This is a genomic window from Limnothrix sp. FACHB-1083 (assembly GCF_014696485.1).
In the GTDB taxonomy this organism is placed as follows: domain Bacteria; phylum Cyanobacteriota; class Cyanobacteriia; order CACIAM-69d; family CACIAM-69d; genus CACIAM-69d.
The window spans coordinates 295618-310045 of the sequence record NZ_JACJQD010000001.1; the positions used below are offsets into that span (position 1 = coordinate 295618).

Annotated in this window: 9 protein-coding genes; 4 read left to right on the forward strand and 5 right to left on the reverse strand. The window is 53.9% G+C overall.

Going from position 1 to position 14428, the window contains the following annotated elements; genetic code table 11:
• Positions 1-7: 7 nt before the first annotated feature.
• The 4 genes from H6F46_RS01185 to H6F46_RS01200 form a co-directional block, all read right to left on the reverse strand.
• Positions 8-1474 (reverse strand): methyl-accepting chemotaxis protein, encoded by a 1467-nt coding sequence (locus tag H6F46_RS01185; RefSeq protein WP_190356052.1) that lies wholly within the window; start codon positions 1472-1474, stop codon positions 8-10.
• Between the two features lie 87 nt (positions 1475-1561).
• Positions 1562-2656, reverse strand: coding sequence for a chemotaxis protein CheW (locus H6F46_RS01190; protein WP_190356051.1), 1095 nt, complete (start codon positions 2654-2656; stop codon positions 1562-1564).
• A gap of 718 nt (positions 2657-3374) precedes the next feature.
• The gene (locus H6F46_RS01195; RefSeq protein ID WP_099532695.1) at positions 3375-5063 is read right to left on the reverse strand and encodes a protein-glutamate O-methyltransferase CheR; all 1689 of its coding nucleotides are present in this window, start codon (positions 5061-5063) and stop codon (positions 3375-3377) included.
• A 71-nt stretch (positions 5064-5134) separates the two neighbouring features.
• The gene (locus tag H6F46_RS01200; protein ID WP_190356050.1) at positions 5135-7378 is read right to left on the reverse strand and encodes an ATP-binding protein; all 2244 of its coding nucleotides are present in this window, start codon (positions 7376-7378) and stop codon (positions 5135-5137) included.
• Between the two features lie 1536 nt (positions 7379-8914).
• Here H6F46_RS01200 and H6F46_RS01205 point away from each other — a divergent pair.
• A complete protein-coding gene (locus H6F46_RS01205; protein ID WP_242026467.1) occupies positions 8915-9331 on the forward strand; it encodes a response regulator in 417 nt (138 codons plus the stop codon).
• A 36-nt stretch (positions 9332-9367) separates the two neighbouring features.
• Here the strand turns inward: H6F46_RS01205 and H6F46_RS01210 are convergent, their stop codons facing one another.
• Positions 9368-10564 (reverse strand): homocysteine biosynthesis protein, encoded by a 1197-nt coding sequence (locus H6F46_RS01210; protein WP_099532690.1) that lies wholly within the window; start codon positions 10562-10564, stop codon positions 9368-9370.
• A 241-nt stretch (positions 10565-10805) separates the two neighbouring features.
• Here H6F46_RS01210 and H6F46_RS01215 point away from each other — a divergent pair, with 241 nt between their 5' ends.
• The 3 genes from H6F46_RS01215 (at position 10806) to H6F46_RS01225 (ending at position 14062) form a co-directional block, all read left to right on the forward strand.
• Positions 10806-11411: a gamma-glutamylcyclotransferase gene (locus H6F46_RS01215; RefSeq protein WP_190356049.1), complete on the forward strand. Its 606-nt coding sequence runs from the start codon at positions 10806-10808 to the stop codon at positions 11409-11411.
• Positions 11412-11708: 297 nt separating this feature from the next.
• Complete coding sequence (locus H6F46_RS01220; protein ID WP_190356048.1) at positions 11709-13493, forward strand: NAD+ synthase; 1785 nt, start codon at positions 11709-11711, stop codon at positions 13491-13493.
• A 401-nt stretch (positions 13494-13894) separates the two neighbouring features.
• Positions 13895-14062 (forward strand): metallothionein, encoded by a 168-nt coding sequence (locus H6F46_RS01225; protein WP_099532687.1) that lies wholly within the window; start codon positions 13895-13897, stop codon positions 14060-14062.
• The last annotated feature ends 366 nt before the right edge of the window (positions 14063-14428 follow it).

The window sequence follows — 14428 nt, forward strand, 5'->3', positions numbered from 1 at the left end:
CCGGAATCTAAACCATCTCTTGCAGGTCGCGGGCCGCCTCTTCCAAGCGTCGAGTGCCGATGCGGGTTTGGGCAATGCCTTCGGCGGTTTGCTTGGCCCCTTGGTTCAAGGCGTTCATGGCCTGCACCACTTGATCAACGGCGATCGCCTGCTGGCGAATATTCAGCGAAATTTGTTGGTTACTCACCACCACCATATCGATCGCCCGGGCCACCTCGTCAAAGGCCCCCGCCGTTTGCTGGCTGGCCGTTAAGCCCGTTTCCACGCGCTTGCTGCCCTCTTCTGTGGCCATGACCGTGGTGTCGATCGCCCCTTGAATTTCCGTCACCAACCCATCAATCTTTTGGGCCGATTCCTTACTGCGATCGGCCAGCTTGCGAATTTCCGCCGCCACCACCGAAAAACCCTTGCCATGTTCCCCGGCCCGCACGGCCTCCACCGCCGCATTCAGGGCCAACATATTGGTTTGATTGGCCACATCCGTCACCAACTGCGTAATGCTGCCAATTTGGGCCGCCTGGCTGCTCAGTTGGGAAATTTGTTGGGCGATCGCATTCATTTGCATTCGCATTTCCGTCATGCTCTCCAGGGTTTGGCCCACCGTGCGGTTGCCATCCTCCACCAAATGCAAAACCCGCTGGGAAGCCGCCGCCGCCGACTCCGCCTGTTCCGCCGACTGCCGAGATGAAGCACTCAGCTCATCCATCGTGGCCGTGGTTTCATTCACCGAGGCGGCTTGGGCGCTGGAAGTGCGTTCCTGCTGTTCCACCGTGGCCGCAATTTCACTGGATGAAGCTGCCAGGCTGCTGCTGACTTCAAACATTTGCCGACTCACCGCCACCACGATCCAAATCCCCAACACCGTGGATCCCAAAACCGCCAGCCCCGTGGTCAACAGGGAAATATTCGACAGGGCCGTCAGGGCATCGTTTTGATCCTTCAGGGTTTTGTCCACCAATTCCGATTGCCGACTGCGCAGAATTTCCACCAACCGCTCAACACTTTGAATGGCTTGGCGACCCCCATCCCGCTTCCATTCCGCGATCGCCCCGGCCGGATTTTGGCGAGCAATGGTCAATAGTTTTTCGTTGATGGAAATTAATTGCGCCAAATCCTGTTTCAGTTCGCCCAGGGTTTCCCGCTGCCGAGCATCCACAACGATCGCTTCCAAATCGGTCATGGCTTTGTCAGCGTTCCGACGCGCCTGCTCAAAGGCAGTAATGGAAACGGGATTTTGATCGAGCAAGTATCCTCGAGTAGACCGGGAAACCGTTTGGGCATTGAACCCCAACAGACCGATTTTTTCTTCCACTTGCGTGACTCGGTTAAAAGTCGCCTGTTGCTCTCGCACGGATTGCACATTATTCAAAACCACGGTGGTGGCAATGATCGACAGGGCGATCGGCATGGCATATCCCAAGGAGATTTGATACCGCAGTCGCCAGTGGCTATCGTTTTTGAGGGGGGAATTCATGGTTTTATCCTGCAAAGTTGGGGGAAATAAACTTGGGGGAAATTCGGAAGCTTGGGGGCCGATCGCCCCGTGGGCCTCAAGACCTGCCTAAAGACTTTCGTTAACCACCAAGCTCGGATCGCGCAACAGGGTGGCCACATCCAGCCAACTGGTGGCTTGGCCCCCATCCACATGGATGCCCCGAATGTAGGCGCTTTCTCGGTTGACGATTGCTGAATCTAGGGAGCCGTTGACGGGAGCCAGTTGCTCAGCGGTGCTGGCGTTAAAGGGAACGGGGGCTAAGCGCTGGGTGCTGACCCATTGGGTTTCGATCGCCCGATCGATCGCCAAGCCCACCGTTAAGTCCTCCACCTGCACGATCGCCACCAGCGATCGGGTGACGGCGGGCCGGCGCTCTTGGCCTAACCAGGGGCTGATATCAATGGCCGTCACAATCTCGCCCCGCAGATTCGCATTCCCCAGCACGTGGCTGGGACAGCAAGGCAGGGGCACAATCACCGGCAACTCCGCCAACTCCCGCACGGCCACCGCATCAATGCCAAAGCGTTCGCCACCAATTTCCACCACGATCCAGGGTTGCCCCCCTTGGTCACTGTCGGCGCGATCGGCCTCCGCCAGTTCCACCGCCCGCGCCCGCAACAGGGCCTGATCCATTACGGAAAGGGTTTGCCAGCGATCGGTGGCAGAATCCAGGGGCGATTGGTGCCATTCGGGCTGTTGCAACACCGTGAACAGATTTTCACTGTTGATCAGGGCGATGGGCTGACCGGCCAAAAGCACCACATCCCGCACAATCTCGCGGGCCTGGGCTGACAGTTCCGCCACCAACAGGCTGGGATCTGGATCCAGCATCACCCCTTGCAGATCCACCGCCTCATTCACAATCAGCCCCAAGCTCACCCCCTGGGGCGATCGCAACACCACAATCGCATCGGAGAGGCCATAGGGCGATCGAGCCAGGCCCAAGCAATCTGCCAAATCCACCACCGGCAATAGTTTTCCCCGCCGGTCGATCGCTCCCAAATAGCCGGCTCCCAACCCCGCGATCGGCTTCAGCTCCACCAAGGGCAAAGTTTCCTCCACCCACTGGGCCTCCAAGCCGCACAGGGTTCGCATCACATCCACAATCAAATAGCTTTGTTCAGTCGCCACAAACCCTTCACCGCCCCCTTCACCGCCCATGTTGCTGAACCAGCCAGCCCCGCTCGATCGCCCCGAGCATCACGCTAGCGATCGCCCCCAAGAGATCGCACCAGAAACCAACCTCAGACTCGCCACAATACTAGGGTGAGTTTGAAGTCTCGAAAGCTCAAAGTTACCGGGCAAAATATGCGGCTTTTTGCCATATTTTTCTTTTCGAGGATGTTTGAAAAGTATTTTTTGGCCCGGGCCGAGCACCAACAATCGTGGGGAGCAAGGGGCTTAAGCCCCTTGTCTGCGTCGATTACTGAAGCGTACAGAGTAGCAACTTTAGCTTTTCAAACAACCGCTTAGAAATCTGTTGCAATCCCTGGTTTGTGGGGATCACACAAATTTGACAAAAACCTTTTGCGCTTTTACCTTTCGCTTTTTACCTTGGATTCCTGAGTCACGGGGACTCTGCCATGGCTTTTTGTTCGATCGTTGCCCTGACGAACTAACTTGAGTTTACTTTCGATTTTTCCGATCTTTGGGATTTTTGGCGTTTTCTTTATGTTTTTGTGTGAAATCTATATTTTTTGCACAATCAATAGCCAATGGCTAACAGATTGCCAGTTCATTGACCACTAATTGATCGCCAATGGATCACTAATTAACCACTGATCGACAACCAATTGACAACCAATTGACAACCAACGGGTCGCCCGTAAATGAAAAATCAATCAAAACCCAGAACATCCCACGGGCAACACTAATGAGTTCAGTTAGCACCGATCGCGGCCAGATGTTCCTTGAGGCGATCGCTCAACTCCCCCGCCGTTAAATGGTGATGGTCAAACACCGGCCAATGGGGGGCAAAATCCTGCAACAGTTCCAACGCCGAAGCATAGAGACGACGCGCCGCCGTGGCATCCCCAATTCGTTCATATAAGCTGGCTAATTCCAGTCGGGGAGGCAGGGCATGGCGATCCAAATATACCGCCCGCCGCAGAAATTGCTTGGCTTGATCGAGCTGGTTTTGTTCCTCCCAAATACGCGCCAACAGACAGCAAATTTCCGTTGACTCCGGCTCAATTTCCAAGGCTTGCTGACAATATTGGTTGGCTTCTTGGCTGGCTCCCCAATTGGCGTGCAGGCAAGCGAGTGCATAGAGTGTGGCGCTGCTGTTGGGATAGTGCTTTAGCAGTTGCAACAATTTTTGCTTGATGCGATTGTGTAACTGTTCTGTTTGATTTTTGGGAACAGCATAGGGTGTGGAAAGGGGCTTAACCACCGGCACTTTGGGGGAGGACGGCTGAAGGGAATGGGGGGATGAGTCGGTGGGCCGGGGATTGCTCGATCGGGAATTATTTAAATGGTTGGAATTAGTTAAGTCATTTAAATGATCCGATCGCGAATAATTGGGCCGTTCCTGATGATTGGCGATCGCCGTTTCAATCGCGATCGCTTGGGCATCAGCATTGATCAGCGGAGCCGGATGAAGCGTTTCCATCCCATTTTTCAGCCCTGCCGTGTTTTCTAAGGGATTCCCCAAGGGATTTTCTAAATTGCTGGCAGCGGCGTAAGGTTGGGTTAAGCCATTGATTGGAGGCAAAGGGGTTGCGGTTGCTTGTCCCGATCGCCGACGATAGATCACCGATTCTGGATAAATTTGAGTTGCAAAGGATTGCAGCGGTTGATGGCACAATTCCGCATGGCCCGTGAGCAAATATCCTCCAGGAGCAAGGGCTTTGGCAAACAGATCAACGGTTCGCGTAATCGACTCCGTGGCAAAGTAGATAAAAACATTTCGACAAAGAATTAGATCAAATTTGCCAACATCAGTTAAAGGCAACTCATCATTCACCAAATTGAAGTTTTGAAAGGTCACCAATCGCTGAATCGCCGGGTCAATTTGCCAGCCATCCGCCAGGGGTCGGAAATAGGTTTGCCAAGTGGTGGAATCAATGGCTCGGAATGACCACGATCGAAAACGACCCGATCGGGCCCGATCGAGTGCTTCTTCATTAATATCCGTGGCAAAAATGCGAATTTGCCAATTTTCGTGGGCCGGCAACATGCCCTGCAAAGCAATCGCCAAGGAATAGGGTTCTTCGCCCCCAGCGCAGGCCGCACTCCACAAACAAAGCCGCCGACTTCCTTGCCGACTCAGAATTAGCTCTGGCAAAATCTGCCGTTGCAAGAGCGAAAACTGTCCCCGATCGCGGAAAAAATAGCTTTCCGTATTGGTGATGACATTAATTAAGGGTTGCCAAGCCTGTTGGCCATAGGGACTTCGATCCAACAGTAGTTGACGATAGGTAGCCCAGGTTTGGGGGCTGCCCGCTCGCCAACGATTATGCAAAAACTGGGTCAAATCTTCGAGATCGCTAGCCCGCAGCCGGAGGCCATAGCGATCGTAGATGATGGGAACCAGTTCATGGAGCAGCGCAATAACCTCTGGGGGCATAACCTTGACAGAAAGAGACAGGGAATAGCCCTTGTCCTCACGAGTAACTCATGCAACGAGCTGTCTTGAGTTTAGTGGTTACGATCGGTCACTGCTAGGGGGAGCCACAGTCGGAAGGTTGTGCCCTTGTGGGGTTGGGATTCACAGGCAATTTTGCCCCCATGCCGATCAACCACAATTTGGTAACTGATAGATAGGCCCAACCCTGTGCCTTTGCCCACAGGTTTTGTGGTGAAAAATGGGTCAAAAATTCGAGAAGTGACCTCTGAGGGAATTCCGCTGCCGTTGTCTTGAATCGTGATTTCAACGCCCGGTTTTGAAGGCTGATCAGATCCATCTACTGCCGGATTTGCTGCCATTAATTGGGTGCGAATGACAATACGCGGATCGGTTTCTCGGTCTTCGAGCGCATCGATCGCGTTGCTTAATAGGTTCATAAACACTTGATTGAGCTGACCGCTGTGGCATTCCACCAAGGGCAACTCACCATAATCGCGCACCACTTCAATCCGATTTTGCCGACCTTTACGCTCCAGGCGACTATGCAAAATGAGCAAGGTACTGTCGATGCCTTCATGCAAATCCACGGAGGAAACTTCCGCGCGATCGAGCCGCGAGAAATTGCGCATGGAAGCCACAATGCCTTGAATTCGTTCTGTGCCTTGGCGCATGGAATGCAAGACCTTTGGCAAATCTTCTAGCACGAATTCCAAGTCCATCTGCTCGGCCTGGGCCATGATTTCGGGATCATGGTCATGGGTGTGGCGTTGGTACAGGCGCACCAGTTCGATCAATTCCGTGAGGGCATCGCTGGCCCAATCCAGGTTGCCGCTGATGAAGTTGACGGGGTTGTTAATTTCGTGGGCAATGCCGGCCGCCAACTGGCCCAGGCTAGACATTTTTTCGGAGTGAACCAGTTGGGCTTGGGCTTTTTTCAAATCCTCAAGGGTACGTTCTAGCTCGTGAAATTGGGTTTCGGTGGCGCGTACAGCGGCCTGGGAGCGATCGTACAGTTCCGCTTGGCTGATGGCGACGGCCAGGCGATCGGCCGCCCAACGTAGGGCCTCGCAGTCGTCGCTCGACCATTGACGACGCTGGCTAGTGGTGGTGCAGGCGATCGCCCCGGAATGGCCAGAAGCCGTCTGCACAGGCACAATCAACAGGGCATTGATCCCGGCGGACTCAGCCCAGTGGGCCACTTGAGGATCGGGATGGTGTAGCAGGTGGGTGAGTTGTGTCCAGGGCAGGGTGGAAGTGGTGCTCAGATCAGCCCGATCGAGCGCCGCTGGCATCAATAGGGAGGGCAGGCCTTGGGCGATCGCCCGGGTGAAGGCCCCATCCAAGGCCGGTTGGCGGCTGTCCTGGTGGCTAACGGTGAGCTGCATGGCTCCGTTGGGGCCCCGCAAAGCCCACAAATAAGCACAGCGATCGACCCGCAACACCAAACGCAACTCCCGCACCGCCGCCGCCAAAATTGCATCCAAATCGAGGGATGAGCGGATTTTTTCGAGCCAAGGTCGCAGCCGCACCTCTGGTTTTTGCCGATCGCCCTGTTTAGCCAAGTCATGGCCCAGCGCCAGCGCCACCAACCGCGCCACCTGTTCCACCGCCTCTTGCATGGCCAACGACCAGGGGCGATCGCGCCACAGCAACAACATCCCCAGGGGATGCCGCTCCATGCGCAGGGGATAAGCCCCCCAATAAAAAGCCTGGGCAGAGGATGCCGCCTCCTCGGAACCGGTCTCCAACCCCTGGGGTGAAAGCTGCGACAGTTCCAGCTTGCCCATGGAGCGACTGCCCCGCCGCCCCAGCTTGCGCACCTCCGCTTCCGACACGGAGCGATCAAAATGCACTGCCAAATTTCGCCCCTGTCCCCGTACAAACAGGGCCGCCAACTTGAACCGATGTTGCACCCGATCGTAAGACCACAGTTCCGCTTCCTTTAGATCCAGGTAACGGGCTAAGTAACGTAATGTTCGTTGCAGTCGCCGTTCCAGGGGCCCCGTGCCGGTCAAAATGGCCCCCACCCCATTCAGCATCGTCAGCAGCGATCGACAGTCCGCCTCGGAACTGCTATCTAGCCAATGAGCCGTTGAATCTGGATCCGTGCTGAAGGCCAGCTCTTGATTCAGGGAAGCCGAATTGGCCACTGGTTGATTCGCTGAATGATTCGTTGACTCGATCGCACCGTCAGACCAAGAGGAGCTATTTCTGAGACGTGCCGCTGAAGTTCCGAGGGAATGAACTAACAGCGGCCCAGCTTGGGATCGATGAGGCGATCGCCGCATGGCGTAGGACGGTAGTTGAGTAACCATTACAATTTCCAAAATTGGCTGCTGGAGGATAGTTGCGGCATCTCTCCCCAAAACTGTTAAAAAAATCTGTATTTGCTATCAATTTTAGCCCAGGATCTTTCACTAGATCTGTGAATGTGGCGTTTTATTGATAAATCCACGAAAGATTGGACGCAAACCCTTGATCATAAATTTATGTAAATACTCTCCGACCCTTAAATAAACACGCTTTCCCTTGATTCTCGTCAGATAATTTGCTGATTTTGACACTAAGTCTTGATTTCACGGGCGATCGCCCATTAGAGCTTTCAGAAATTGAATCTATTTTCATTACTGGTCTCAATCACTCCTTCGACCAATCAGGTTAAGTTTTTGATCTTCATAATTGTTCAAAACCTGATTCCACGGCAATTGTTTCCCGATCGCAATTGACCACCCCAATTGCTTTTGCATCCCTTCAGAGAATCCTGAGAGGATGCAAATTTGCCTTTGGAATCATCAGTGCTCCCAAAATCCCAACGTTGGCCTTGATGACTTTCAATCTTGATAGGGTCTTGCTGATGCCCCATAAAATGCCCCACAAGATGCCCTATAAACTGATGATGCCCCATGAACGATCGAGGCCCTACTCCATCACCAATGGCTCATCAACATGGTCCATCAACAATGCCCCAACGCCCCGATCGCCCATTCATCGCTACTGGATTAATAACGAATAATTGACGAATAGTTGACAAACCGTTCATGAGTCATCAATCAGCAGTCGAGCAATGGTTCATGAACACCAGAGGAGTACTCAATAAACGCTGGATAGATGCTGGACAAATACTGGACAAATATCAGATCAATCTTGAATGAATTTTGAATGAATTTTGGATAAATTACAGTTATTAATAGAGACAATATTCAAATTCCCTTCATATTTTTTTGATCTTTTCTTCAAAAAATCACTGAGCTACCCATTCCGCCCCAACCAGCCCAAAACCACGCCATTTCCCCTGCAAGACCTTTGACAAGGGCCAAATCATTGCCGCTGCCCTCTCCGCCAACAAGCGTAAGAGACCTAGACTCCTTATTTTCAAATTGCGCTACTGTTGCCGTGGGTCGAGGTCTGAGAGACGCAGCGGGCAAGATCAGCACCGATCGCGCCTGGGTCGCAATCCGCGCGCCAATCATCAACTTTGACAAATCATCAAAAATTGATGCCTATGAACAGAATTTTGACCAGGGCGCAACGGAAAATGCCAAAATTTAATTAGTTCCCTGCTTTAGTCTCAGTCCCTCGATCGCCTTGAAATTGTCTTGAAAGTCCTTGTCTTTCTCCTTGGGAGATTAGCCACATGGGTGAAAGAAATCAGGAATCTAGGAATAATCATCTAATAAGGCAGCTAAGGTAGCAATTGATGGATTAATCAAACGAGAGTGCTATTTCTTGCAGGATTGGGCAGGCTGATTCAACCAGCGACCTGAAACCAACCTGCGAGGGGTGAGGCACAAGGCGTTTGGGAATTTGCCCCATCAATTGCCGCATCGATCATCTCAATCCTGGGGTCAGTCATGAACAGCTCCTCTGATGTCGTTTCTGTGGCTCGATCGAGCATGACAAAGCCCACGGTGCTGGCGGTGGACGACAGCTTGATTGTGCATACCTTGGTGCGCCGCACGTTAGAGGATTTGTACAACGTGGTGACGACGGCGGATCCGGTGGAGGCGCTGTCGATGATCTACCACCAGCGAATCGATCTGCTGCTGTTGGATGTGTCGATGCCGAATCTAAATGGGCTGGAGCTGTGCCGAATTTTGCGCAGCTTGCCCCAGTTTGCTGCGCTACCGGTGATTATGTTGACTTCCCACGATCGCCCGTTCGATCGCATTCAAGGGCAACTGGCAGGAGCCACGGAATACATCACCAAACCGTTCGATCAAGATGCTTTGCGCTCCTTGGTGGCTCACCACACGCTTGATCGCGCCTAGGTGAGCGATGCCTTGGGCGATCACGCCCCCTGCGCCCTAAGGTTCCGATTCCATCCCAATTTGTCCCCAGCGATCCTGCGGAATAAAGGTGCGATCGCTCGGCAACGGGGCCACGGCTTCCGACAGCAAAAACCGCCCCTGTTGAATTTCCAATTTCAGCGCCTCGGACACCTGGCGCGACAGGGCCAAGCTAGTGAGCGGTGCTGTGCGCACGAGTTTTCCGTCAATTTCAATGCGACCGGACTTCAGTTGGGCATAGTTCACCAGGCCAAAGGTGGGCCGCACTCGTCGGGGAATCGAAAAATCCACGATCGGGGCCACAATCTCTTCATCTTTGACGGCGCAACGGGCCACCACCGCTTCGTCCACCACTGGCAACGGCACACCCACCCCCAACATCAGGGACGGCCCATAGCCTTTGAAATAGCAACCGCGCACCCATTGGGCCTGCATTTGTTTGGCATCTCCCACCAAAGCCAGGGTGGCCGCCGGGCCGATCGGGGTTTGGTTGGGGAGGCGCTTTTGCAGCGGAAAATGCTGAGTTCCTTCCCAGGCAATGTAGCCCTGGCTGCCGGCCAACCAAATGCGGCTGCCAATGCCCAACAGCCGCAGTTCCGGATCGTTCAGCAGGGGAGACAAGGCCCCGCCGCTGACATAGACCGCATTGCCCAGGTTGGGTTGCAAGGGGCCCAGGTAGGTATTCAGCAGCCGATCGCCCCCATTCACGCCCACGATGAAGTTTTGGTAGAGATTGCGGGGGTTGTAGAGATAAAACTGGTTGATCGTGTCGCGGGAAATCGAGGTTTCAAAGGAGCCTCGGGGATAGCAGTCGGTCACATGCCCGATCGCCCGCAGTTGCACCGAATGCCCCGCGATCAAACTTTCAATGACATGGCCGCCGCCCCGATCGCGGCCTTCATCGGGCGCTTCTCCGTCGGCAAATTCCACCGGGTGGCTGGCTCCCAAATACAAATCCACCGCCCCAAAGCCCGCATAGGCCGGCACGCCATCGAGCCAGCAGCGGCGAATTTTGATCGGTGGATCCGTTTGCCCCAGGTTCAGAAAGGCCCCAGAAGCCTCCATGGGTTCAAAGGTTCCGGTCACCACCACGTCTACCCGCGCGGCCGCCGCCTGGATGCCGATTGTGGCCACTTGGGCTTTCAGTTCTTCGGCCGTCCAAACGGTGACTTGGCCACTCCGGATTTTGTCGTTGATCTCGGCAATCGATCGCATGGGCTTCGGAACTCGGTAACGTAATCTGAATCTACCGTTGAATCTACGGTTTTTCGATCGAGTTTTAGTTGTATTTCGGTAAACAGTTTTGCTAGGATGCAAACCAGCACAATGCTGGCACAATCTTGCTCGCTGCTGACCCCTTCGCTTCGGGTTCGATCGAATGCTTAATCCTCCGTAACCCAACGGCCCCCAGCGGTGACAATCGGATCAACGTTTCCCCATCCACCTCCGTCTGCCGATGAACCCCTCTCGCCCCGCCCCGATCGCCGCACCCGTCGCCCCCCAAGCCTCGCTGACCAACGGTTCTCCCGCTGAACCCACGTTTCTGTACTTTGCCTATGGCTCCTGCATGTGCCCGGTGGATTTGCAGCGCACCCTCGGAGAGCCGGCTTATCCTTACCTGGTGGGCACGGCCATGCTTGAGGGTTATCGGTTGGGGTTTAACTGGCGATCGCCCCGGCGAGAATGCGGCGTGTTGGATGTGGTTCCCGATGCCCGATCGCGCGTTTTTGGGGTTCTTTATGCCCTGCCCTGGCGCTTAAGCGACCAACTGGACGATCGCGAAGATGTGCCCCGAGGCGGCTACCGTCGCGAAACCATCACCGTCACCAGCCAGGGCCAAACCTACCGCGATGTGCGCACCTACGTGGTTGTGGACAAATTGACCCGCGAACTGGCCCCCAATGATTGGTATTTCACCGTCGTGATGCGCGGAGCCACTACCTGCGGCTTGCCAGAAGAATATTGCTGGAAACTCTTCCATCACATGGCCCAACTTCAGCGCCAACATCACCATCAATATCCCCACCCTCATCCTCATCCCTATCACCCCCAAGCCAGCTAGGCCTTGAAGCATGGATTCAACGGGACTAAATCCGATCTAGTCCGAATCAAACCCGATCAAATCCAATCAAACGGTTGATGTTTGGGGGCTAATCAACGGCTAGCGATTTCAGAACAGACATCTCAGCCTGTTCTCCACGGTGGTGCAACAAAAGCACCGGGGCCCCAAGGAAAGGGGCGATCGACTCGGCAAATTGCAGATCAATTCCCATTACGCGATCGCTAATTTGCCGATAGGCTATATCGATAATTTCGTAATTCCGTCGATATCCCGATCGATCCTCCCCCGCTTGCCCCCATGAAAATTGCCCTCGCTCAACTGAACCTTGTGGTCGGAGATTTGGCGGGAAACACCCGTGCCATCCTCAACGCTGCCCAGCAGGCCAGTCGCCAAGGTGCGCGGCTGTTGGTGGTTCCGGAATTAGCCCTTTGTGGATATCCACCGCGCGATTTGTTGGCTTGGCCCAGCTTTTTGGAAGCCACAAAACAACAGTTGACCAAGCTGGCCCGTGAGCTACCGCCTAATCTGGCCGTGCTGACGGGGACAATCATTGGCAATTTGTTGGCGACCGAAGGTGGAAAAAGTCTCTTTAATAGCGCAGTGCTGATTGATAGTTGTGCCCTGCGGCATGTGTTTAGTAAACGACTGCTGCCCACCTATGATGTTTTTGATGAGGGGCGCTATTTTGAGCCGGGTAAAAAAGCGGAATGGTTCACGCTCGATGGCATCAAAATCGGCGTAACGATCTGTGAGGATATTTGGAACAACAATCAGTTTTGGGGCCGCAAATTCTATGATGTGGATCCCCTGGCGGAGTTGGCGGATTGTGATGTGGATTGGGTGGTGAATCTGTCCGCATCGCCCTACACGATCGGGAAGCCTCGGTTGCGCGAAGAAATGCTGCAACATTCGGTTTTGAATTATGGTTTCCCGATCGCCTATGTCAATCAGGTGGGCAGCAATGATGATCTGATCTTTGATGGCACCAGCTTGGTCATCAGTCGCACAGGGGCGATCGCGGCCCGGGGAGCGAGCTTTGAAACCGGGTTAATCATCACGGAATTTGATCCGGAAACCCGCGATTTTGTGGTCACCGGCCAGGAAGGATCTTGGCCCCACAGCTTGCCCCTGTTGGCAGATGAGCAACCCCTGCCAGAACAAACCGGATTGCTGGCTCCCCTGGCTCCCAGCACCGATGCGGAACTGTGGTCAGCCCTCGTGTTGGGCATTCGGGACTATGCCCGCAAATGTGGCTTTCGCAAAATTGTGCTGGGCCTCAGCGGGGGGATTGATTCCACCTTGGTTGGAGCCTTGGCGGTGGCGGCATTGGGGGCCGAAAACGTTTTGGGCGTGTTGATGCCTTCCCCTTACAGTTCCGACCACTCGATCACCGATGCCCTAGCCCTGGCGGAAAACTTGGGTTTCCCAACCCTGAAACTCCCGATCGGGGACTTGATGGCCACCTTTGAGCAAACCCTAGCAGAACCCTTTGCCCAAACCCAACCGGACGTGACCGAAGAGAATTTGCAATCGCGCATTCGCGGCAATTTGTTAATGGCCCTGGCCAACAAATTTGGCTATTTGCTCATTTCCACAGGCAACAAATCCGAAATGGCCGTGGGCTATTGCACCCTGTATGGCGACACCAACGGCGGCTTGGCCGCGATCGCCGATGTGCCCAAAACCCGCGTCTATTCCCTCTGCCATTGGCTCAATCAGGGGCAAGTGGGCGCGGCTGCCTTTGCGCGGTTGGTGTCCCAGGGGGCGGAAATCGTGCCCAGCAACGTACTGAACAAGCCCCCCAGCGCCGAGCTGCGCCCCGACCAACTGGATCAAGATTCCTTGCCCCCTTATGAAGTTTTGGATGACATTCTCGATCGGCTGGTGAATCGTCGACAGTCCCTCGCGGATTTGGTGGCCGCTGGTCACGAGTCGGCCACCGTGCGGCGGGTGATGCACCTGGTTGCTCGGGCTGAATTTAAACGGCGACAAACGCCCCCGGTGCTCAAGGTCAGCGATCAGGCCTTTGGGGTGGGTTGGCGAATGCCGATCGCCAGTTGCTGGCAGTTGAGCGATGCCTAGGGTCATCAAAATTGCCTAGGGGCATGGCTTAAGGGCTTCAGCATTCTCGGAAAATTTTTCCTTTCCCCGATCGACCCTTGACAGTCGCGGGAAAAGTCATGCTAAAGTAGCAACATCTGAACAAACGTTCAGTTATTCATCTAAAGCTGACCTAAGATCAACTTAGGTTTCAACTTAGACCCCAACTCAGACCCCAATTTTGAGATCCCCACCTCAAACGCTAATCGCGATCAGGTCATGGCTTGGAGTCATTTCTGGAACCCCATGCCGGGCCCAGAACTCGGGGAACCTCCCCCTTGGACAACAACCAACGACCCAGCGACGCACCATCCTCGATCGGGGATCTTAGGGATCTTTAACCCACTCGCCTCACTGCTCAGTGAGATTGCTAGGAGCAACCCATGACGACGACCACTCAAAAATGCGACTGCGGCCCTTGCCTCTGCACCGTGGACTTGGCAACCGCCATCCAAAAAGACGGAAAACACTATTGCAGCGAAGCCTGCGCCAATGGCCATGAAGGCGGCGCTTGCTGTGGCAATTCCGGCTGCAATTGCGGTCAAGCTTAGGCTAGGTTTTTGCCGTAATTTCTGACAGTTCGGATCGGGGCGTGCGGCCGTGCGCCCCCTTTGCGGTTTGATATGGCTGTTGATTTTTGATATAGCTGTTGATTTATGATTTAAAACTCACATCTAAACTCATTTTTTATATCTTAAACTCACATTTTTATAGACAAAAATTGATAGAGACCAATATCGATGGAGATCAAGAGATAATCAGTAAAAAATGATCAGTAGGTAATCGATAGATAATCGACAGATGATCAACAGATATTGATATACAGCAACAAATATTGATTGGCGGTGACGTGCGATCGCGCCTTCGTTGGGTCGATCGACACAATTTGATCATTTAAGGCCATTACAGTTTAAAAA

Coding starts and splice junctions, on each gene's coding strand:
- H6F46_RS01185 (WP_190356052.1), bottom strand. CDS start 1,474: ATGAATTCCCCCCTCAAAAACGATAGCCACTGGCGACTGCGGTATCAA.
- H6F46_RS01190 (WP_190356051.1), bottom strand. CDS start 2,656: ATGGGCGGTGAAGGGGGCGGTGAAGGGTTTGTGGCGACTGAACAAAGC.
- H6F46_RS01195 (WP_099532695.1), bottom strand. CDS start 5,063: ATGCCCCCAGAGGTTATTGCGCTGCTCCATGAACTGGTTCCCATCATC.
- H6F46_RS01200 (WP_190356050.1), bottom strand. CDS start 7,378: ATGGTTACTCAACTACCGTCCTACGCCATGCGGCGATCGCCTCATCGA.
- H6F46_RS01205 (WP_242026467.1), top strand. CDS start 8,915: ATGAACAGCTCCTCTGATGTCGTTTCTGTGGCTCGATCGAGCATGACA.
- H6F46_RS01210 (WP_099532690.1), bottom strand. CDS start 10,564: ATGCGATCGATTGCCGAGATCAACGACAAAATCCGGAGTGGCCAAGTC.
- H6F46_RS01215 (WP_190356049.1), top strand. CDS start 10,806: ATGAACCCCTCTCGCCCCGCCCCGATCGCCGCACCCGTCGCCCCCCAA.
- H6F46_RS01220 (WP_190356048.1), top strand. CDS start 11,709: ATGAAAATTGCCCTCGCTCAACTGAACCTTGTGGTCGGAGATTTGGCG.
- H6F46_RS01225 (WP_099532687.1), top strand. CDS start 13,895: ATGACGACGACCACTCAAAAATGCGACTGCGGCCCTTGCCTCTGCACC.